Source organism: Paracoccus sp. (in: a-proteobacteria) (genome assembly GCF_046462195.1).
In the GTDB taxonomy this organism is placed as follows: Bacteria; Pseudomonadota; Alphaproteobacteria; order Rhodobacterales; family Rhodobacteraceae; genus Paracoccus.
This window is the reverse complement of record NZ_JBKGUN010000183.1, coordinates 1-19,059: the sequence shown is the minus strand read 5'-3', so window position 1 is coordinate 19,059 and position 19,059 is coordinate 1. Positions and strand designations below refer to the sequence as shown.

The 19,059-nt window shown below is 67.6% G+C and carries 18 protein-coding genes and 1 riboswitch; of the genes, 6 read left to right on the top strand and 12 right to left on the bottom strand.

What is annotated here, in order from left to right:
• A partial coding sequence (carB, locus tag ACLHHB_RS11500) for a carbamoyl-phosphate synthase large subunit (RefSeq protein WP_410218421.1) occupies nucleotides 1-2,178 on the top strand: 2,178 nt, incomplete at its 5' end.
• A gap of 118 nt (nucleotides 2,179-2,296) precedes the next feature.
• The gene (locus ACLHHB_RS11495; protein ID WP_410218420.1) at nucleotides 2,297-3,493 is read left to right on the top strand and encodes a CAP domain-containing protein; all 1,197 of its coding nucleotides are present in this window, start codon (nucleotides 2,297-2,299) and stop codon (nucleotides 3,491-3,493) included.
• Here the strand turns inward: ACLHHB_RS11495 and cobF are convergent.
• From cobF to cbiE, 5 genes are read right to left on the bottom strand one after another with little or no spacing between them, the layout of a single operon-like run.
• Nucleotides 3,490-4,242 carry a precorrin-6A synthase (deacetylating) gene (cobF, locus tag ACLHHB_RS11490; RefSeq protein WP_410218419.1) on the bottom strand — a complete coding sequence of 251 codons (753 nt, stop codon included), beginning with the start codon at nucleotides 4,240-4,242 and terminating at the stop codon, nucleotides 3,490-3,492. The two genes, ACLHHB_RS11495 and cobF, sit on opposite strands and share 4 nt — an antisense overlap.
• Before the next feature lie 14 nt (nucleotides 4,243-4,256).
• Complete coding sequence (locus tag ACLHHB_RS11485) at nucleotides 4,257-5,594, bottom strand: cobyrinate a,c-diamide synthase (RefSeq protein WP_410218418.1); 1,338 nt, start codon at nucleotides 5,592-5,594, stop codon at nucleotides 4,257-4,259.
• Entirely contained in the window at nucleotides 5,591-6,364 is a 774-nt protein-coding gene (cobM, locus tag ACLHHB_RS11480) for a precorrin-4 C(11)-methyltransferase (protein WP_410218417.1), read from the bottom strand. Before cobM ends, ACLHHB_RS11485 begins: the two co-directional genes overlap by 4 nt.
• Nucleotides 6,361-6,690 (bottom strand): cobalamin biosynthesis protein, encoded by a 330-nt coding sequence (locus ACLHHB_RS11475; protein ID WP_410218416.1) that lies wholly within the window; start codon nucleotides 6,688-6,690, stop codon nucleotides 6,361-6,363. Before ACLHHB_RS11475 ends, cobM begins: the two co-directional genes overlap by 4 nt.
• Entirely contained in the window at nucleotides 6,687-7,877 is a 1,191-nt protein-coding gene (gene cbiE, locus ACLHHB_RS11470; RefSeq protein ID WP_410218415.1) for a precorrin-6y C5,15-methyltransferase (decarboxylating) subunit CbiE, read from the bottom strand. Before cbiE ends, ACLHHB_RS11475 begins: the two co-directional genes overlap by 4 nt.
• Here cbiE and ACLHHB_RS11465 point away from each other — a divergent pair.
• Nucleotides 7,876-8,625: a cobalt-precorrin-6A reductase gene (locus ACLHHB_RS11465; RefSeq protein ID WP_410218414.1), complete on the top strand. Its 750-nt coding sequence runs from the start codon at nucleotides 7,876-7,878 to the stop codon at nucleotides 8,623-8,625. The genes cbiE and ACLHHB_RS11465 overlap by 2 nt on opposite strands.
• On the opposite strand, the gene cobJ is transcribed toward ACLHHB_RS11465, so the two are convergent.
• Genes cobJ through ACLHHB_RS11430 form a run of 7 tightly spaced genes read right to left on the bottom strand, consistent with a single transcriptional unit; the run spans nucleotide 8,595 to nucleotide 16,458 of the window.
• Entirely contained in the window at nucleotides 8,595-9,329 is a 735-nt protein-coding gene (cobJ, locus tag ACLHHB_RS11460; protein WP_410218413.1) for a precorrin-3B C(17)-methyltransferase, read from the bottom strand. The two genes, ACLHHB_RS11465 and cobJ, sit on opposite strands and share 31 nt — an antisense overlap.
• On the bottom strand, nucleotides 9,329-10,072 hold the full coding sequence (locus ACLHHB_RS11455) for a precorrin-2 C(20)-methyltransferase (protein WP_410218412.1): 744 nt from the start codon (nucleotides 10,070-10,072) through the stop codon (nucleotides 9,329-9,331). The genes cobJ and ACLHHB_RS11455 overlap by 1 nt, the downstream gene beginning before the upstream one ends.
• A 4-nt stretch (nucleotides 10,073-10,076) precedes the next feature.
• Entirely contained in the window at nucleotides 10,077-10,706 is a 630-nt protein-coding gene (locus ACLHHB_RS11450; RefSeq protein ID WP_410218411.1) for a precorrin-8X methylmutase, read from the bottom strand.
• Nucleotides 10,706-11,809 (bottom strand): precorrin-3B synthase, encoded by a 1,104-nt coding sequence (gene cobG / locus ACLHHB_RS11445; RefSeq protein ID WP_410218410.1) that lies wholly within the window; start codon nucleotides 11,807-11,809, stop codon nucleotides 10,706-10,708. Before cobG ends, ACLHHB_RS11450 begins: the two co-directional genes overlap by 1 nt.
• The gene (gene cobN / locus ACLHHB_RS11440) at nucleotides 11,806-15,030 is read right to left on the bottom strand and encodes a cobaltochelatase subunit CobN (RefSeq protein ID WP_410218409.1); all 3,225 of its coding nucleotides are present in this window, start codon (nucleotides 15,028-15,030) and stop codon (nucleotides 11,806-11,808) included. The genes cobG and cobN overlap by 4 nt, the downstream gene beginning before the upstream one ends.
• 13 nt (nucleotides 15,031-15,043) lie before the next feature.
• Complete coding sequence (gene cobW, locus ACLHHB_RS11435; protein ID WP_410218408.1) at nucleotides 15,044-16,102, bottom strand: cobalamin biosynthesis protein CobW; 1,059 nt, start codon at nucleotides 16,100-16,102, stop codon at nucleotides 15,044-15,046.
• A 2-nt stretch (nucleotides 16,103-16,104) separates the two neighbouring features.
• Nucleotides 16,105-16,458, bottom strand: a complete 354-nt coding sequence (locus tag ACLHHB_RS11430) for a DUF1636 domain-containing protein (RefSeq protein WP_410218407.1) — start codon at nucleotides 16,456-16,458, stop codon at nucleotides 16,105-16,107.
• Between the two features lie 97 nt (nucleotides 16,459-16,555).
• A riboswitch (cobalamin riboswitch) is annotated at nucleotides 16,556-16,770 on the bottom strand.
• Between the two features lie 52 nt (nucleotides 16,771-16,822).
• Between ACLHHB_RS11430 and cobO the strand changes: the two genes are divergently transcribed.
• The 3 genes from cobO to ACLHHB_RS11415 all read left to right on the top strand — a co-directional run.
• The gene (gene cobO / locus ACLHHB_RS11425) at nucleotides 16,823-17,452 is read left to right on the top strand and encodes a cob(I)yrinic acid a,c-diamide adenosyltransferase (protein ID WP_410218406.1); all 630 of its coding nucleotides are present in this window, start codon (nucleotides 16,823-16,825) and stop codon (nucleotides 17,450-17,452) included.
• 100 nt (nucleotides 17,453-17,552) lie between these two features.
• Nucleotides 17,553-18,281 carry a trehalose-phosphatase gene (otsB, locus tag ACLHHB_RS11420; RefSeq protein ID WP_410218405.1) on the top strand — a complete coding sequence of 243 codons (729 nt, stop codon included), beginning with the start codon at nucleotides 17,553-17,555 and terminating at the stop codon, nucleotides 18,279-18,281.
• Nucleotides 18,282-18,290: 9 nt separating this feature from the next.
• On the top strand, nucleotides 18,291-19,059 hold a 769-nt coding region (locus tag ACLHHB_RS11415; protein ID WP_410218404.1), incomplete at its 3' end, for a trehalose-6-phosphate synthase.

Below are 19,059 nucleotides of genomic sequence, written 5' to 3'. Positions count from 1 at the left end.
ACCGCGATGAAATCCGTGGGCGAGGTCATGGCCATCGGCCGCTCCTTCCACGAATCGCTGCAAAAGGCGCTCGCCTCGATGGAGAACGGCCTGACCGGCCTCGACGAGATCCCGATCGAGGGCGCCGCCGAACAGGGCAAGCCCGCCGTCATCGCCGCCCTGTCGAAGGCCACCCCCGACCGCATCCGCGTCATTGCCGAGGCGATGCGCTTTGGCCTGTCCAATGATGAGATCCACCGCGTCACCAGCTTCGACCCCTGGTTTCTGGCCCGCATCCGCGAGATCGTCGATGCCGAACATGTCGTGCGCGAGAACGGCCTGCCGACGGAGGCCGAGGGGCTGCGCCGGCTCAAGATGATGGGCTTTACCGATGCCCGCCTGGCCAACCTGACCAGGCGCGACGAGGCCGACATCCGCCGCGCCCGCCGCAGCCTGGACATCCGCCCCGTCTTCAAGCGTATCGACACCTGCGCCGCCGAGTTCGAGGCCCAGACGCCGTATATGTATTCCACCTACGAGATGCCGGCGATGGGCGATGTGGAATGCGAATCCCGTCCGACGGATGCAAAGAAGGTGGTCATCCTGGGTGGCGGTCCCAACCGCATCGGCCAGGGGATCGAGTTCGACTATTGCTGCTGCCATGCCTGCTTTGCGCTGACCGACGCGGGCTACGAGACGATCATGATCAACTGCAACCCGGAAACGGTCAGCACCGATTATGACACCTCGGATCGCCTGTATTTCGAGCCGCTGACCTTCGAGCATGTGCTGGAGATCCTGCACACCGAACAGCAGAACGGCACCCTGCACGGCGTCATCGTCCAGTTCGGCGGCCAGACGCCGCTGAAGCTGGCCAATGCGCTGGAGGAGGAGGGCATTCCGATCCTGGGCACGACGCCTGATGCCATCGACTTGGCCGAAGACCGCGAGCGCTTCCAGAAGCTGCTGAACGATCTGGGCCTCAAGCAGCCGATCAACGGCATCGCCAGCAGCGACGATCAGGCCATCGCCATCGCCGAGCGCATTGGCTTCCCGCTGGTCATCCGTCCGTCCTATGTGCTGGGCGGCCGCGCGATGGAAATCGTGCGCGACATGGATCACCTCCGTCGCTACATCACCGAGGCCGTGAGTGTTTCGGGCAAGAACCCGGTGCTGCTGGACAGCTACCTGTCCGGCGCGATCGAGGTCGATGTGGACGCGCTGTGCGATGGCGAAACCGTGCATGTCGCGGGCATCATGGAGCATATCGAGGAAGCGGGCGTCCATTCGGGCGACAGCGCCTGTTCGCTGCCCCCGCACACGCTGGACAGCGCGACGATCGAGGAACTCAAGGTCCAGACAACGGCCATGGCGCGTGCGCTCAAGGTCAAGGGCCTCATGAACGTGCAGTTCGCGCTGAAGGACGGCGAGATCTATGTGCTCGAGGTCAATCCGCGCGCCAGCCGCACCGTGCCTTTTGTCGCCAAGGCCACCGACAGCGCCATCGCCTCGATCGCTGCGCGCCTAATGGCGGGCGAACCGATGTCGAACTTCCCCAACCGCCCGGCGTACCCGGCGGGTGTGGGCCCCGAAACCGACCTGCCGTTTGCCGATCCGATGACCCTGGCCGATCCGATCACGCCCTGGTTCTCGGTCAAGGAGGCGGTGTTGCCTTTTGCCCGCTTCCCGGGCGTCGATACGCTGCTGGGGCCGGAAATGCGCTCGACCGGCGAGGTGATGGGATGGGACCGCAACTTCGCGCGCGCGTTCCTCAAGGCGCAGATGGGGGCCGGGACGCATCTGCCGCATCAGGGCCGCGTCTTCCTGTCAGTCAAGGATGCCGACAAGTCGGACACGCTGGCCCAGGCTGCCCGCGATCTGGTCGGCATGGGGTTCGAACTGGTCGCCACTTCGGGCACGGCCGATTTCCTGGCAACGGCGGGCGTGTCTTCCAGCCGTGTGAACAAGGTCTATGAAGGACGGCCGAACATCGTCGATCGCCTGAAGAACGGCGACATCGCGATGGTGCTGAACACGACCGAAGGCGTTCAGGCCATTGCCGACTCGCGGGATATCCGCGCCGTCGCCCTTTACGACAAGATCCCCTATTTCACCACGGCGGCAGGCAGCATCGCCGCCGTGGCGGCCATCAAGTCGCGGGAAGAAGGCGAAGTGGGTGTCAGGTCGCTGCAGGCGTGAAATTTACATCAGTCGAGGCCCTGCCCATGCAGGGCCTTGACGTAAGGTTGCAAGCCAATGCCTATTGTTGCCGCCGGTCTGAAGCCCACATGATCGCGCGTGCAACGGGAGAGTTTGGATGTCACAGGCAACCACGGCCGAGCGGTATTTTCTGACGCTTGTCAACAACGAGCGCACAGCGCGCGGGCTGGCCCCGCTGACGCTGGAAACCCGGCTGAACGAATCGGCCGAGGTTCACAGTCGCTGGATGTTGCAGAACAACAGCTTCACCCATATCGGACAGGACGGTTCCCGCGCCAGGGACCGTGCCGAGGCAGCGGGTTTTCCGTTGGAAGGGGATTGGCGCGCGACCGAGAACCTGGCCTATTATTCGAACAACCGGGATGGTTCGCTGATGGATGAGGTCCGCCACCTGCACAGCAACCTTATGGACAGTTCGAGTCACCGGGCTGCCATCCTGGACCCGAACGTCACCTTTCTAGGCATCGGCTTGGAGGTCGGGACCTTCAACGGTCATCCCGTGGTCATGGCGACGCAGGACTTTGCCCGCACATTCGGCCCGGTCGAGCGGGACATCGCCCCCGGCGTCACCGTCGGCACGATGTCTGCGCCCCAAGTCTCTGCTCCGGAATTTTCGCAGGCGGCATGGCTGGAGCAGGTCGGAAAGCCGCATCGCGCTCCTTTTGCAACCTCTGCCGCCGACCTCATCGTTCGCGGACCTGCCGATGACAGCGTGTCGGGCGGTGCAGGTGATGACTGGATTGCAGGTGGCGCAGGCAATGACGTGCTGCGCGGCGGACTCGGAAACGACAACCTGCTGGGTCAGGCAGGCGACGACCGCCTGTTCGGCGAGATCGGCGACGATCGCCTTTGGGGCGGCGGCGGGCATGACACGCTGGTCGGTGGCGCGGGGCAGGATGTGCTTATGGGCGGCGTCGGCCGTGACCGTTTGTTCGGGGGCGCAGGCAATGACCTTCTTCAGGGTGGTTTGGGCGATGACAGCCTGAACGGTGACGGGGGCAACGACACACTGGTCGGCGGGCCGGGCAATGACCAGTTGCGTGGCGGCGCCGGAGCAGATCAGTTCGTCTTTTCCGGCCGCACCGGCACGGACCGAATCATGGACTTCCAGTCGGGCACGGATCGTATCCTGATCGATGCGGATCTGGTGCCGGATGTGACGGATTTCGTCCTGAACCACATCCACGAAACCGCAACGGGCGTGGTCATCGACCTGCCCGAAGGGCAGCGGATCATCCTGGCGGATCCCGACCTGTCCTGGCGGGACGTCGCGGATGACATCTTCCTGTTCTAAAGCCGGCGCAGCAGATAGCAGTCCATGATCCAGCCATGGGCTGTTCTTGCCTCGGCCCGGGCAGCCTCGATCCGGGGTCCGGCCTCGACCAACGGCCCCTGATCGATGATCTGCTCCTCCATCCCCAGAAAAGCCCCCCACCAGATGTGAAAGCCTTCGGGTGCGAGGGTCCGGAAGGCACAGGCGCCGTCCAGCATCACCACCACGCTGCCCGCCCCGGGGGGCCAACCCTGTGCCCGCAACGCCCGGCCGGTGGTGATCTGCACGGCCGAGGCCAGTGCATTCAACGGAATGGCATGGGCGGCACACAGCGCCTGAATGGCCGTAACGCCGGGGATGACCTGCACAGGCCAGCCCAGCCGTCCTGCGATCCGCAGGCTGCTGTCGTAAAGCGACGGGTCCCCCCACACCAGCAGGGCCACGTGCCCCCCTTGCGGCAGCGAACGGGCCACCTGCACCGCCCAGGCCTCGGCAATGGCATCATGCCAGCGCTCGACCGCGTCCAGGTAATCCGGTCCCTCGTCCCGATGCGGCAATACAAATTCGACCCTCCGCGCCTCCGGTGCATGCTGCGCCAAGATCGCGCGCCGCAGCCCCGCAAGGTCCGCCTTGTCTTCCCCCTTCAGGGGGATCAGCAGCAGGTCGGCCTCCTGCATTGCCTGAACCCCCTGCAGCGTCAGGTGCTGGGGGTTACCGGTGCCGATACCGATCAGGGTCAGGCGGATCCGGGGGTGTGGTATGGTCTGCATGCGGCTGTCCCGGATCAGGTCGCGGCGGGCGCGATCAGGTGAAAGAACGTGCCCGTGACTTGGCCGGCACCCGGCATGGCGCGATGACTGCCGGTTTCGGGAACCTCGGCTCCGGTCGCGTCGGTCACGCGGGCCAAGGGGGCGTCGGGTTGCGACAGGATCGAGGCATAGTGGAATTCATGGCCGCGCAAGGCTTGGTGTCCCAGCCCCGGCAGTGCTGCCAGTGGCGTCGCACGGCGATAGCCCAGGTGCATCCGCCGCTTATGATAGCTGGTCTCCAGTCCCAGAAGTCCCAGCATCGGGTGCCGCTGACCCGCCGCGTCCACCAGTCCTGCGCCCATTGCCATGTATCCGCCACATTCTCCGTGAACGGGCCTTGTGTCCGCAAAACGGTGCATCGTCTTGCGGAACACCTCGGCCGCTGCCAGCCGGGGGGCGTGCAATTCGGGATAACCGCCCGGCAGCCAGCAGCAGTCGGCGCTGTTGTCCGGTCCCTGGTCGGCCAAGGGCGAAAAGGGCAGGATCGTCGCCCCTGCCTTCCGCCAGGCGTCCAGCACATGCGGATAGGTGAATGAAAACGCCGCGTCACGTGCCAGTGCGATGCGGCCTCCGGGCGGCGTCAGGGCCAGGGGTGGGCTGCTATCGGGCAGGACGCGATGCGCTGCAGCGGCAATGATGGCATCAAGGTCGCAATGGGCGGCAACGAAATCGCCGGCTTGATCCAGGATTGCTTGCAGACCCTCAGTTTCTTCGGCCTGGACCAGGCCCAGGTGCCGCTCGGGCAGGGTGATGTTCCCTTGGCGAGGCAGGGCGCCCAGAACGCGGATGCCGGCATCCCGCATCCCTTCGCGGATCAGCGCATCGTGGCGGGGCGAGGCCACGCGGTTCAGCACGACACCCGCAAAAGGCAGGTCGGGCCGCAGGGTGGCAAAGCCGCGTGCCGTGGCAGCGGCCGATTGCGCCTGCCCGCTCACATCCAGGATCAGGACCACGGGCCAGCCCATCATCTGCGCGATTTCCGCGCTGGAACCAATGCCGGTCTCCCCTGCCCGAGCGACCCCATCAAACAATCCCATGGACCCTTCGGCCAGAACCATGTCAGCAGGGGGCTGACCGGTCACATGGGCCGCGATCCGTCCCGGCTCCATCGCCCAGGCATCAAGGTTGAAGGACGCCCTGCCGGATGCCGCCCGGTGAAAGCCGGGATCGATGTAATCGGGCCCGGACTTGAAGGGCTGCACCGCCAGCCCCCGCCGCCGCAGCGCAGTCAGCAGGCCCAGCATCAGCATCGTCTTGCCCGTTCCCGAAGCAGGGGCCGAGATCATCAGGCCCGGGGTCACGGGCGGCGTCATTCTGGAAACCTCGGCTCAGGTCCGATCGGGCGATAGCGGCGGTCGTAATCGGCGGCGTACAGACGGCTTTCATCGAATCCTTCGGCTGCCAAGGCGGGCCCGACCAGGATCAGCGCGGTGCGGTCGATCCCCTGCACGTCCTCCTGGACCCGCGCCAAGGTCGAGCGGATGATCCGCTGGTCAGGCCAGCTGGCCCGCCAGACCACGGCCACAGTGCAGTCGGGGCCGTAATGAGGGCGCAGATCCGCCACGACCCGGTCAATGGCATGGATCGACAGGTGGATCGCCAGCGTGGCTCCGGTGGCGGCAAAGGCTGCTAGGGTCTCGCCTTCGGGCATGGTCGATGCGCGGCCGGGCGTGCGGGTCAGGACAACCGATTGCGCAATGCCGGGCAGGGTCAGTTCCGCCTCCAGCGCCGCGGCGGCGGCAGCAAAGGCGGGCACCCCGGGCGTCACGTCAAAGGGGATGCCCTGCGCGCGCAGGCGGCGCAGCTGTTCCCCCATGGCCGACCAGATCGACAGGTCACCGGAATGCAGCCGCGCCACGTCCTGTCCCGCCTCATGGGCAGCAGCCATCTCCGCGATGATCTGATCCAGGCTGAGGGACGCGGTATTCACGATCCGCGCGCCGGGCGGGCAATGGTCCAGCAGGGCAGGGGGAACGAGGCTGCCCGCGTAAAGGCAGACAGGACAGGCGGCGATCAGGTCGCGACCGCGCAGCGTGATCAGGTCGGCCGCACCAGGGCCTGCGCCGATGAAATGAACGGTCATGGAACCTCTGCTATGGCGATGGTGATGGACCCGCAGGACGATATCCGGCGTGGGCCGACAAGCCTTCCGCCCAAGGCAATGGCCGCTGCCTCGGCCACCGAGCCGGTGCCGTGGAGGGCCTGAATGCGGGGCGATCGGGTGGGCGTGACGATGCCTGCGACCGAAACCAGATGGAGCGGCAGGCCCAGGGCAGCCGCCAGCGCCTGCAGTTCGCCTTGACGGGCGGCAATGGTGGCCAGCGCCTCGGCACCGCCTGCGGCCTCCAGTGCATCCAGCAGGGCCGCGAGGGGTGTCCCGGGACGGCATCCGACGCCTGCCACCCTCATCGGGTGAGGCTCCACTGGACGACGGGGCGGGCGGGCTGCCACCCCCGCATGGCACCCAAGGGTGCGGCGCGGGCGATTTCAATCCGGGTCAGGTCACCACCGTGGCGGGCGGAAAGGTCAGCCAGCAGGCCTTCGGTTTCCAGCGTGACGGCATTGACGACCAACCGGGCGCCGGGGTGCAGACGGGGCCACAGCGTGTCGAACAGTTCCGGGCTGGCGCCGCCACCGACAAAAACCGCATCCGGCGCGGGGAGATCGGCCAGCGCGCGGGGGGCAGTCCCCTGCACGGGGTGCACGAGATGCGCCACCCCGAAACGGTCAAGGTTCGTGCGGATCAGGGCCAGACGATCCTCGCGCGGCTCGATGCAGATGGATCGCCCCCCCGCAAGCGCCCATTCGACCGAGATGGAGCCCGAACCGCCACCGATGTCCCACAGCATCTCGCCCGGCCGGGGGGCCAAGGTTCCGAGGGTCATGGCGCGGATCGGCGATTTGGTAATCTGTCCCGCATGGGTGAACAGCCCGTCTTCGCGTCCGGGCGTGGCAGGCAGGCCAAAGCCGCAGGGCAGTTCGGCACCGTCCAGCGCGACGGTGACGGGGGCAGCGATGTCGGTCAGCCCAAATCCCTGTGCGGTGCTGTGGCGGATGCGTTCGGCGGGACCACCCAAACGCTCCATCACGGTCAGGCGCAGGGTGCAGGCCCCCTGATCCGACAACCACGCAGCCAAGGCGGCAGGGGCCTCGCCGTCGCGCAGGGTTGCGATGATTCGGCAGCCGCGCACCAGATGCGGGTGCAGGCGCGCAAAAGGTGCCGCGTGCAGACCCAGGGTCACGACATCCTCCAGCCGCCATCCCAGACGCGCTGCGGCCAAAGAAAGGACACCCGGTGCAGGCAAGACGTGCCATTCGTCAGGCTCCAGCACCGCTGCCAGACTGCCCCCCGCGCCGAACCAGAACGGGTCACCCGAAGCCAGCACCACAACCGCCTGACCCCGCAGCGCCAGAACGGGAGCGGTGTCAAAGGGCACCGGCCATGGGCGCCCCCGTTCGCCGGCCCGGGCCAGCGCCAGATGACGCGCCCCGCCAAAGATCACCTGTGCGCGTGCCAAAGCGTGGCGGCTTGCATCCCCCAGCCCTGACACGCCATCTTCGGTGATGCCGATGATCGTCAGCCAGGGGTCAGACATGAAACGCGTCCTGTTGCTGGGCGGAACATCCGAAGCCAGCCGCCTGGCCGGGCTGCTGTCCCAAGCGGGCGTCGAGGCGGTCTTCTCCTATGCCGGACGCACGGCAGCCCCGGTCGGCCAGCCGCTGCCCACGCGCATCGGCGGCTTTGGCGGTCCCGAGGGGCTGGCACAGTACCTGCGCGACCAGAAGATCAGCCATCTGGTCGATGCAACCCATCCCTTCGCGGCGCAGATCAGCCGGAACGCAGTGGAGGCGGCCCGGAACACCGGTACGCCCCTGATGGTCCTGCAACGGCCGGAATGGCGCGCCGGACCGGGCGACGACTGGACCCATGTGTGCGACATGGCAGGCGCGGCTGCGGCCTTGCCGCACACACCGGCCTCCGTCTTTCTGGCCATTGGAAAACAGAACCTTGCCGCCTTCGGCCTCCTGCCGCATCGGTGGCTGCTGCGGCTGGTCGATCCGCCCGAAACCCTGCCCCTGCCGGGCGCGCAGGTGGTGATTGCACGCGGCCCCTTCACGGAGCAGGGGGACCGGGATCTGATGGCAGCCCATGGCATCACGCATCTGGTGGCCAAGAACAGCGGTGGCACCGGGGCCGAGGCCAAGCTGGTCGCCGCCCGCGTCCTTGGGGTGCGGGTCGTCATGATCGACAGGCCCCCGCTTCCCCCGCGCTGCGAGGTGGCCAGGCCGCAGGAGGCGATGGATTGGCTGCATCAGACCGGTCCTGCGCTACGGGGCGTGTAAACCCACCGGCCCACGCGACGCGTCGCCGAATTCCCGACCAGCACGACGGTACGCATGTCGGCCATGTCGGGCTGCGCCTCGGCTAGGGTGACGATGCGAAGGCTTTCATCGGCGGTCGCCACGGCCCGGGCAAAGATCAGCAGGCGGTCCGAGGGACATTCCTCGCGCAGGATCTGCAGCACGCGAGAAAACCCCTCGGGGCGCGACCGCGAGCGGGGATTGTAGAAGGCCATCGCAAAATCGCCGCGCGCCGCATGGCGCAGCCGATGTTCGACCAAGGCGAAGGGCTTGAGATTGTCCGACAGGTTGATGGCGCAGAAATCATGTCCCAAGGGCGCGCCCGCGCGCGCCGCAGCGGCCAGCATGGCCGTGATGCCCGGCAGGACGCGGATGTCGGCCTCGGCCCCATCTGCCTCGACCGCCTCGAACAGGGCCGAGGCCATGGCGAACACGCCGGGATCGCCCGAAGACACGATGACCACTCGCCGCCCCGCTGCCGCCAGGTCCAGCGCCAGCCGGGCACGGTCCAGTTCCACCCGGTTGTCGGAAGGGTGCAGGACCAGCCCCTTGCGCGCGGCGACACGGGCGACATAGGGGATATAGCCGACCACATCGGTCGCCTGCGACAGCGCCTCGGTCACTTCGGGCGTGACCAGCTTGTCTGCGCCCGGACCCAGGCCCGCCACGGCGATCCAGCCACTCATTATTCGGCCACCTGGGGCAGTGCCATGGGACGACGGCCCTGTCCGTGAACCAGCACGATCGCGAAATACGGACAATCCTCGGCCTCGACATCGACCAGCCGGGCGATGCGCTGGCCGGGCATCGTGCCGCGTTCGATCAGCCACGCGTCCTCCAGGCGGCCGGTCTGCGCCAACGCACGGCGGACCTTGGGCAGGTTGCGCCCGGTCTTCATCACCACCAGCGCGTCCGAGGCGATCATGTGCCGGGCCAGTTCGGCCTCGGGCAGAGTGCCCATCAGCACGGTCATGACATCGTCGCCCCAGGTGATTGGCGTTCCGCTGGCATGCCAGCAGCCGGCCATGCCGGTAATGCCGGGGATGACCTCCACCGGCACGCGGTCCTTCAGCCGCACGTAAAGATGCATGAACGAGCCATAGAAGAACGGATCCCCTTCACACAGCACCACGACATCATCGGTTTCGGCCAGCAGGGCAAGGCGGCTGGCCCAGTCGTCGTAAAAGCCTGACAGCAGGTTGTTGTAGACCGGGCTGTCAAAGGGGATCTCGGTCGTGACCGGATACTCCATCGGATATTCGGCGGCATCCTTGGCCAGCATGCCTTCCACGATCCGGCGGGCCTGCCCTTGCCGGCCGGGCTTGCGGAAGAATGCCACATGACGCGCAGCCCGGACTGCGCGATCGGCCCGGACCGAGATCAGGTCCGGATCGCCCGGCCCCAGACCCGCACAGATGATGCGTCCCATGAGGTCACTCCTTCCGGCTGGCCAGCGCGTTGACGGCCGCCACGGTGATGGCCGAGCCCCCGAGCCGTCCGGCCACAATGACCGAAGGAACGGGTGGCGCAGCCATCAGGGCGTCCTTGGACTCCGCCGCGCCCACGAAGCCCACCGGACAGCCGATGATCGCGGCGGGGCGGGGGCAGGAGGGGTCCTCCAGCATGTTCAGCAGGTGGAACAGCGCAGTCGGCGCGTTGCCGATCGCGACCAGCGCCCCGTCCAGATAAGGCCGCCACAGTTCCAGCGCGATGGCACTGCGGGTGTTGCCGGCTTCGCGCGCCATGTCCGGCACGCGGGGGTCGTTCAACGTGCAGATGACCGGGTTGTCGGCGGGCAGCCGGGCGCGGGTGATTCCCTCGCTGACCATCCGCGCGTCGCAAAGGACCGGAGCGCCAGCGGCCAGCGCGGTTCGGGCGGCGGTGGCCATGCCGGGGGTAAAGCGGACATCGCGTTCCAGCCCCACCAGTCCAGCCGCGTGGATCATGCGAACCACGACGGGCTCCTCGTCCGCATCGAAACGCGCCAGATCGGCCTCGGCCCGGATGGTGGCAAAGGATTGGCGATAGATCGCGGCGCCGTCCTTTTCATAATGGTGAGGCATCACAGAACCTTTGGCAGTTGGTCGGGGTGCAGGCCGCGCAGAACGGCCGGGTCGGCGGCGCGGCCGTGGCGGATCAGGTCGAATCCCTCGGGCGTGGCGGTCAGGGTGATATCGGCGGCACGCGGCCAGCCGCAACCCTTGGCGCAACCCGACACATGCAACACTGCGTCCTGCGGCACAAGCTCGGCCAGACCAAGGGCGACCGGACGCGTCTGGCCCAAGGCCCGAGGACAGGCGGGCGCCCCGGGGCAGGCGCGCAGGCGAAGGCGTGGATCCTGGGCATCGGGGATCAGGCCCGCCATGGCGGGCACAGTCCGGGCGCCCCGCACCAGCAGCATCCGCCACGGCGTCAGGCGCAGCGCTCCCAGCCGTGCCAGCCGGCGCAGCGTGTCGGGGGGGATCTGCCCGAACTCGAGCCCGGTCAGGACGCCCTGCGGCACAAGGCCGGGCTGGAACGGGGCCAAAGGTGCGGGTGCGGGCAGGGTCGCCGCAGGATGAAGACCGCCGGCCACAAGCGCTGCCATGCGTCCCCGGCCTTCGGGCGCGCCGTTCTGATCCAGAAACCATTGCGCCAGGTCCAGCGCATCCCGGATGTCATGCAGGAGGGTCGCCCGGGTCATGCCATCCGCCCGCAACAGCAAGCCTTGTGGTCCCCGCTCGATGCGGATGTCGGCAGGGTCACGGGTCAGGACCGGGGCAGGGCCGGTATCAATGGCAAAGCCGAACTTGGCGGGCAGGATCAGGCGGCTGCGGGCCAGTGCCGCCTCGAGAGCAGCGGCCAGTGCATCCGTTTCGGCATCCGCGAAAGGGGTCACGATGACATTGCGCCGCGTCTCGGCATCGATGTCGGCGTCGATCAGGTCATGGGCGCGCAGGGCGGCGATCAGCGGCGCATGGGTTGCAGGCGTCACGCCGCGCAGCTGCAGGTTGGCACGCCCGGTCAGCTCGATGATGCCGTTGCCATGGGCTTGCGCCGCATCGGCGACGGCCTGCGCTTGCGCGGCGTCCAGACAACCACCGCGGGGTCGGATGCGCACCACCCAGCCGTCGCCCGACTCCATCGGGCGCAACGCACCGGGGCACCAGCCCTTGACCGCGCTCATGCCTCGCCTCCCAGCGTTGCAGCGATGGAATTGCGGCGCGTCACCCACAGGCCTGCGTCGTGCAGTCGCTGGAACAGGTCCCGCATGGCCGCCAGGGCGGCAGGATTGGCCTCGGCCATGAAAGCCTCGATCTCGAGTCGGCCAAGCGTCGCGTCATGGTAAAGGTCGAACAGATGCGGCGGCACCGCGTCCGCCAGATGGGCAAAGGCGGCCATGTGATCCAGCGTTGCCGCAATTTCGGCCGCGCCGCGAAAGCCATGGGCCGTCATCGCGTCGGCCCAGGCCGGGTCGGTGGCCCGGGCGCGTACGGTGCGTGCGATCTCCTCGGTCAGGGTGCGGGCGCGGGGCCGGTCGGGCTGCGTGGCATCAAGGTGATAAAGGGCAGGCGCCGCCGCACCGATACGGGCCATGGCGGCGGCAAAGCCCGCCTCGTGCGCGGCATAATCGGCGGCCATCAGCAGATCGCTTTCCGGCAGGTCCTGCGCATGAACAAAGCTGTCGGCCCCCTGCATCCGCGCCTCGAGCGCCGGACGATCGGGACGGCTGCTGCCATCCGCACCGATGGCCCAACTGGAGGCCGACAGCCAGGCCTCGCCTGCCGCGGCGCGGGCCACATCGGTGAACTGGTCGGGCGCGGTGCCCATGCCTAAACCATATTGCCCCGGTTCCGGACCAAAGACGCGGGGGGACCGGACGGCATAAGGGTTCATGTCCGCCGCCTCGTCCCGGTCCGCCAGCGTTGCGGCGCCGGTCTCGAACAGTTGGGCCAGCACCGGGAAGACATCGCGGAACAGACCCGACACCCGCAGCGTCACATCAATGCGCGGCCGGTCCAGCAGCGCCAGCGGCACGACTTCGACGCCCAAAACGCGGCCCGAGCCTTCGTCCCAGACAGGCTTCAGCCCCGCCAGATGCAGGGCCATCGCGAACTCTTCGCCCGCAGTGCGCATGGTGGCGCTGCCCCAAAGGTCCACGACCAGGCCCTGCGGCCAGTCGCCATGATCCTGCAGGTGGCGACGCAGCAGTTCCTCGGCCAGCCTGACGCCCTGGGCATGGGCCGCAGGCGTCGGCACGGCGCGCGGATCGACGCTGAAAAGGTTGCGGCCCGTGGGCAGCACATCCGCCCGGCCCCTGTTCGGCGACCCGGAGGGTCCGGGGGCGACAAAACGCCCGTCCAGCGCCGCCCGCAGGCCCGCGCGCTCGGCCTCGCCGCAGGCGCCGCTGCCCCAGATGTGCAGTCCTTCGGCGTATTGGCTTTCCTTGATGTCGCAGACGAAGCGGTCGATGCGCGTGATCGCCTCGGCCGCGCTGGCGTCGTGGGGGATGCCGAGGTCGTCCTCTACCCCCAGCGCCTGTGCCTCGTCGCGGATGCCGGCGATGAGGCGGTCGCGGCGGGCGGGGTCGAGGCCGTCGGCGGTCGAGTATTCGTCCAGCAGCCGCTCCAGCCCCGCCATGCCGGTGGGCAGGCCTGACGCCCGCATGGGCGGGGGCAGGTGGCCCAGCGTTACCGCACCAATGCGGCGCTTGGCCTGCGCGGCCTCGCCGGGGTCGTTGACGATAAAGGGATAAATGACGGGCATAGCGCCCGTCAGCGCCTCGGGCCAGCAGGCGCCCGACAGCGCCACCGCCTTGCCCGGCAGCCATTCCAGCGTGCCATGCGCCCCCATGTGGATCATCGCATGCGGAGCCTGGGCCCGCAGCCACAGGTAGAAGGCCACGTAGGCATGGCGCGGCACCCGGGTCAGGTCGTGGTAATCATCACTCCGGTCGGCGCGGTGGCTGCGCTCGGGTTGAAGGGCCAGTGTCAGGTTCCCGCAATGGATGGCGGCAAAGCGGAAGGCGTCCTCCCGGCAATCGGGATCGGTTTCGGGGGATCCCCAGGCTGCCTGCAGGTCGTCACGCATCGACTGCGGCAGGCCCTCCAGCGCAGTTCGATATTCAACCAGCGGCCAGGCGACCCGCGCCGTCGCCAGCGTTGCCGCCGAGACGCCCGGCGTGACGCTGTAACCTTCATCGGCCAGCATCGCGGCCACCGCCTCGGCCGATGCCGGCGCGTCCAGCCCCACGGCATGCGCCATCTGCCAGTCACGGCCCGGATAGGTGGACAGAACCAGCGCCACCCGCCGATCTGCGGCCGGGGTTCGCGCCAGCCGTTTCCAAGCCATGATGCGGTCCACCGCTGCCTTGATGCGGTCCGGGTCGGGACGATGCGCAAAGCGTGCATATTGCAGGTCTGGGTCACGGCGTTCCGGTGACTTGAAGCTGATGACACCCGACAGGATGCGGCCATCGACCTCGGGCAGGACCACATTCATCGCAAGATCCGAAGGAGACAGGCCCCGCTCGGCCTTGGTCCATTCCCGCCGGCGGTTGGTGGACAGAGCCACCTGGAAGACAGGGCAAGGGAAGCCTGCAAAAGGAGATTCGGACCCTGCCGAGAAACCGGTCGCGTTCACGATGACTGCGGGGGCAGAGGGCAGGTTGGCCTGCAGCCATTCGCCAAGGCCGGGGGCCTTCAGAGAGGGGGCAAAGACGCCGCAGGCCGCAAGGCCCCGGGCGCGCAGGGCATGGATCAGCGCATCGATCGGGGCAACGTCGGCCGCCGCCAGCCAGCTGCGGTAAAAAGTGACCAGCGCCAGATCCCCGGGGGTCGGCTGCAGGATCACGCCTTGATCGGGATCGTAAAGGCCCATCTGCGGCAGCGTCTTGATGCCGGGCACGGGGGCGGCCGACAACCCGGCCGCGATGGCCATCTGCGCAAGCGCTGCCTGCGCTGCCACGGCACCGCCCTGATCGCAATGGCGCCGTAGCAGCCGCAGCACCGAGGCAGGCACGGTGGACGCCTCCTCCAGCCGCGGATCGTCGCGCCCGTCGGCGGGCAGGACCGCCAGCGCGATGTTCTTCCTCCGTGCCAGATCGGCGACCGAGGCGAGACCATAGGGCCAATAGGCCTCGCCCCCGATCAGCCGGATCAGGATGCCCCGGGCCCCTGACAGGGTCTGGTCCAGATAGGTGTCGACCGAGACCGGATGGCGCAGCGCCACAAGGTTGCACAGCCGTAGCGAGGGCAGGCCCCCTGCTGCCCGATGCCAGCCTGCCGCGAAGGCACCCAAGTCGCTGTCTGAAAAGGACAGGACCACCAGATCGCCAGGCGTCTGCCCGGGATCATAAGGGGTATCGGTCTGGTCAAGACCGACACGTTCGCGGAAGATGACATGCATCAGGCGGAACCGGTCATGCGGGCACGGCCTCCAGAATGGCACGGATTGCGGACTCGTTCACATCGTCATGTTCCGCGATGACCACCAGCCGCGAGACGCGGGGCCGATCGCCCCAAGGACGGTCGTACTGGTGGCGCACGCGCGCGCCCACGGCCTGCACCAGCAGGCGCATCGGCTTGCCCTGAACGGCGACATGGCCCTTGACGCGCAGGATGTTCTGTTCCTGCGCCAACCGCGCAATGCGGTCCGACAGGTCGTCAGGATCCGCGATCTCGGGCAGGTCGATCACGACCGTGTCGAAATCCTCGTGCTCGTGGTCATCGGCGCCGTCGTGATGGCTGGGGCGGGCGGCCAGGTCATCCTCGGCCGCCGCGTTCAGCCCAAGGATCAGGCGCGGGTCGATCACGCCCTCGGTCACGGTCAGGATGGGCAGCTTGCGCGGAGCCTCGGCCTCGATCGCGGTGCGGGCGGCGGCGATGCCCTCCGGCCCGGCCAGATCGGCCTTGGTCAGCAGGATCACGTCGGCGCATGCGATCTGATCCTCGAAGACTTCGGACAAGGGCGTCTCGTGGTCGAGGCTGTCATCGGCCTCGCGCTGGGCCTGCACCGCATCCTCGTCCGGGGCAAAGCGGCCCGCCGCCACCGCCTCGGCATCGGCCAGCGCGATCACGCCATCCACGGTGATGCGCGACCGGATCGCGGGCCAGTCGAAGGCCTTGAGCAGGGGCTTGGGCAGGGCCAGGCCCGAGGTTTCGATCAGGATGTGGTCGGGCTTGGACGGCAGCGCCATCAGCGCTTCCAGCGTCGGGATGAAGTCATCGGCGACCGTGCAGCAGATGCAGCCGTTCGACAGTTCCACGATGTTCTCGGCGGGGCAGCTGTCGTCGGCGCAGCCCTTGAGGATATCGCCATCCACGCCCATCGTGCCGAACTCGTTGACCAGCACCGCCAGCCGCAGCCCTCGCGGGTTCCGCATCAGGTGCCGGATCAGCGTCGTCTTGCCCGAACCGAGAAAGCCAGTGATGACGGTGACGGGGGTCTTGGTCAGATCGTTTCTGGGAAGATCGGGCATGGTCACTCCTGCGGGGGGATGCGGGCAAGGCTCTGCTTGCGGAAGATGGCGGGACGCGCGCGCCAAGGGACGATGCCGTCGGCGGTCGCGGCATAGGCGCTGGCGCCGATTAGGATGTCGGGCGCGTCGGCAGGACTCAGGCGGCCATAAACATAGGACCACTTGCCAGGCGCCGACAGCGCCACCGAGCAGCCCTGAGAGCAGGCCGACAGGCATTCGACAGGGCGGATCTCGACCCCTGCAGGAGCGTCGGCACGCAACCTGTCATGGAGGGTCGCGCCGGGGCGCGGGGCCTCGGGGTCATCACCCGGCGCGGTGCCGCGGCAGGTGGTGCAGACATGCAAGATGGCGCGCATCGCGGCCCTTCCCTTTGGTTCGGCGAAAGGGGTGCCCGAAGGAAACGGCGCGGGCAGAATCCGGCCATCACCTGCCGGTCGCGAAACACCCCGTCCGCCCGTCATCACATGTGCTGGCAGGTCTCCCGGCTTGCGGATCCGGGGACTTGCCCCACGGTCGTCCCACCTTCCCAGCAGAGGCCTGCCAGTGGATCGGGCGACCTTTCCGGTCACGGTCGCGGGGGCGGCTGCGCTTGGGCATGGTCGAAACCCGCCTGTCGCATTCCCTCTTGGCCTGCCATAAGGGCAGGAACCAGCACGAGCCACAAAAGGACCTTGCGGCCCTGTTTGTCAACCCGCCGATGCCATGCGAAGGAGCGATGCGATGACCCCCTCCGACCCGATGACCCCCGAGGATCTGGCCCGCCATGCCCAGAAGATGGCCAAGAAGAAGGCCGCCCGCGACAGGATGATGGTCGACAAGACCGGCGAAAAGGGGCTGATCATCGTTCATACCGGACCGGGAAAGGGCAAGTCCTCCAGCGGCTTCGGCATGATCATGCGTTGCATCGCGCATGGCATGCCCTCGGCAGTGGTGCAGTTCATCAAGGGGGCCTGGGATACGGGCGAGCGGCGTCTGCTGACGACGCATTTCGGGGACCTGTGCCAGTTCCACAGCATGGGCGAAGGCTTTACATGGGAAACGCAGGACAAGGCCCGCGACATCGCCGCCGCGCAGGCAGGATGGGAAAAGGCCAAGGACCTGATCCGTGATCCGGCGATTCGCATGGTCCTGCTGGACGAGGTGAACATTGCCCTGCGCTATGGATACCTGGACGTGGCCGAGGTGCTGGCCTTTCTTGACAGGGAAAAGCCGCCCATGACCCATGTCGTGCTGACCGGGCGCGGCGCCCCTGAGGCGCTGGTCGAGGCGGCCGATCTCGTGACCGAGATGACGCAAATCAAGCACCCCTTCCGTGCCGGCATCAAGGCACAGCCGGGCGTGGAGTTTTGAAGGCCGGCGGGGCAGGCGGAACAAAAAGATCACATCACGGTGAACCGGCAGGGTGACTGACGGGTTTGGTTGCAGGACAATCCAAGGAGTGCCGCTGCCGATGACTTCCTCGCCCCCGCCCTTGCCCCGCGATGCCGCGCTGTTTCTGGACTTTGACGGTTGTCTGGTCGAGATCGCATCCCGGCCCGACGCCGTGGTCGTGACGCCTGTTCTGCGCGACCTCCTGGCGGGGCTGGACCGGCATCTGGAAGGAGCCGTGGCGCTGATCTCGGGTCGCGACGTGGCGGATTTGCGCGGGCATCTGGTGGATTTTCCCGGTGTCATCGCGGGCAGCCACGGGTCCGAGATGTCACTGGCCCCCGGCCGGATCGAGGCGCTGCATGACGAGCCCTTCGACGCGGCGGCCCTGCACCGGCAGGCTCATGAACGGGCAGCACCCCATCCGGCCCTGCTGGTCGAGGAAAAGCCGCATGGCGTGGCGCTGCATTACCGTGCCGATCCTTCGCTGGAAGGATACGTGCGTGACACGATGGAAACGCTGGCCGCGCAGAACCCGCATCTGATGCTGCAGCCTGCCAAGATGGCGATCGAGCTGCGGCCGGCGGGCGTCGGCAAGGACAGCGCGCTGGCCCGGCTGATGGAACAGGCGCCCTTTGCGGGCCGTATTCCCGTCTTTGCCGGCGATGATACCACGGACGAACCCGCCATGGCCGAGGCGCAGCGGCGCGGCGGCTTTGCGATCAAGATCGGCGAGGGCGATACCGCTGCCCGCCATCGTCTGGCCAATCCTGCGGCGCTGGCTGCCTGGCTGGACGAATCCCTGTCCTGAGGAGAGCCCATGTCCCGCCTGATCGTCGTCTCAAACCGCCTGCCGCTGGGGGACAATCCATCCGGCGGCCTGGTTGTTGCACTGGAAGATGCCCTTCGCGGCTCGGGAGGGGTGTGGATCGGGTTTTCCGGCCATCCCGTCGAAGAGCCTGCCGAGGATCTGCAGGACCATCCCGGCGCCAGCTTCCAGCGCCTGTCCTTTGACCTGACCCCCGAGGATCACGACAACTATTACCTGGGCTTCTCGAACTCGGTGCTGTGGCCCATCTGCCATGGCCGTGCGGATCTGGTCCATATCCTGCCGGAATATCTGGACGGGTACCGCAAGGTGAACGCGCAGATCGCGCGCCAGATGGTGCCGCACCTGCGTCCCGGCGACCGGATCTGGGTGCAGGATTATCACCTGTTCCCCCTGGCGGCCGAACTGCGCGCCTTGGGGGTCAAGGAGCCGATCGGGCTATTCCTGCACATTCCCTTTCCGGGGCCGGCGGATTGCGCCGCCTTGCCCAATCCGGCCGAGATGTTCGAATGGCTGTCCCATTATGACCTGGTGGGGTTCCAGGCCGAGCGCGATCTGGGAAACTTTACCGAAAGCGGCCGGCAACTGGCCGAGATGGACCGGGACGAGGGCGGAGATTTCTTATTGGGCGATCGCAGGATCCGGGCGGGCTCTTTTCCCATCGGCATCGACACCGCCTCGTTCATCGAGGAAGCGCGCGACGCGCCCGACGAGGACCGCATGCGGGTTCTGACCGGCGCGCAGATGATGATTGGCGTGG

What these genes read in the sequence shown, in the direction of transcription:
- ACLHHB_RS11495 (WP_410218420.1), top strand. Translation starts at nt 2,297, where the DNA reads ATGTCACAGGCAACCACGGCCGAGCGGTATTTTCTGACGCTTGTCAAC.
- cobF (WP_410218419.1), bottom strand. Translation starts at nt 4,242, where the DNA reads ATGCAGACCATACCACACCCCCGGATCCGCCTGACCCTGATCGGTATC.
- ACLHHB_RS11485 (WP_410218418.1), bottom strand. Translation starts at nt 5,594, where the DNA reads ATGACGCCGCCCGTGACCCCGGGCCTGATGATCTCGGCCCCTGCTTCG.
- cobM (WP_410218417.1), bottom strand. Translation starts at nt 6,364, where the DNA reads ATGACCGTTCATTTCATCGGCGCAGGCCCTGGTGCGGCCGACCTGATC.
- ACLHHB_RS11475 (WP_410218416.1), bottom strand. Translation starts at nt 6,690, where the DNA reads ATGAGGGTGGCAGGCGTCGGATGCCGTCCCGGGACACCCCTCGCGGCC.
- ACLHHB_RS11465 (WP_410218414.1), top strand. Translation starts at nt 7,876, where the DNA reads ATGAAACGCGTCCTGTTGCTGGGCGGAACATCCGAAGCCAGCCGCCTG.
- cbiE (WP_410218415.1), bottom strand. Translation starts at nt 7,877, where the DNA reads ATGTCTGACCCCTGGCTGACGATCATCGGCATCACCGAAGATGGCGTG.
- cobJ (WP_410218413.1), bottom strand. Translation starts at nt 9,329, where the DNA reads ATGAGTGGCTGGATCGCCGTGGCGGGCCTGGGTCCGGGCGCAGACAAG.
- ACLHHB_RS11455 (WP_410218412.1), bottom strand. Translation starts at nt 10,072, where the DNA reads ATGGGACGCATCATCTGTGCGGGTCTGGGGCCGGGCGATCCGGACCTG.
- ACLHHB_RS11450 (WP_410218411.1), bottom strand. Translation starts at nt 10,706, where the DNA reads ATGCCTCACCATTATGAAAAGGACGGCGCCGCGATCTATCGCCAATCC.
- cobG (WP_410218410.1), bottom strand. Translation starts at nt 11,809, where the DNA reads ATGAGCGCGGTCAAGGGCTGGTGCCCCGGTGCGTTGCGCCCGATGGAG.
- cobN (WP_410218409.1), bottom strand. Translation starts at nt 15,030, where the DNA reads ATGCATGTCATCTTCCGCGAACGTGTCGGTCTTGACCAGACCGATACC.
- cobW (WP_410218408.1), bottom strand. Translation starts at nt 16,102, where the DNA reads ATGCCCGATCTTCCCAGAAACGATCTGACCAAGACCCCCGTCACCGTC.
- ACLHHB_RS11430 (WP_410218407.1), bottom strand. Translation starts at nt 16,458, where the DNA reads ATGCGCGCCATCTTGCATGTCTGCACCACCTGCCGCGGCACCGCGCCG.
- cobO (WP_410218406.1), top strand. Translation starts at nt 16,823, where the DNA reads ATGACCCCCTCCGACCCGATGACCCCCGAGGATCTGGCCCGCCATGCC.
- otsB (WP_410218405.1), top strand. Translation starts at nt 17,553, where the DNA reads ATGACTTCCTCGCCCCCGCCCTTGCCCCGCGATGCCGCGCTGTTTCTG.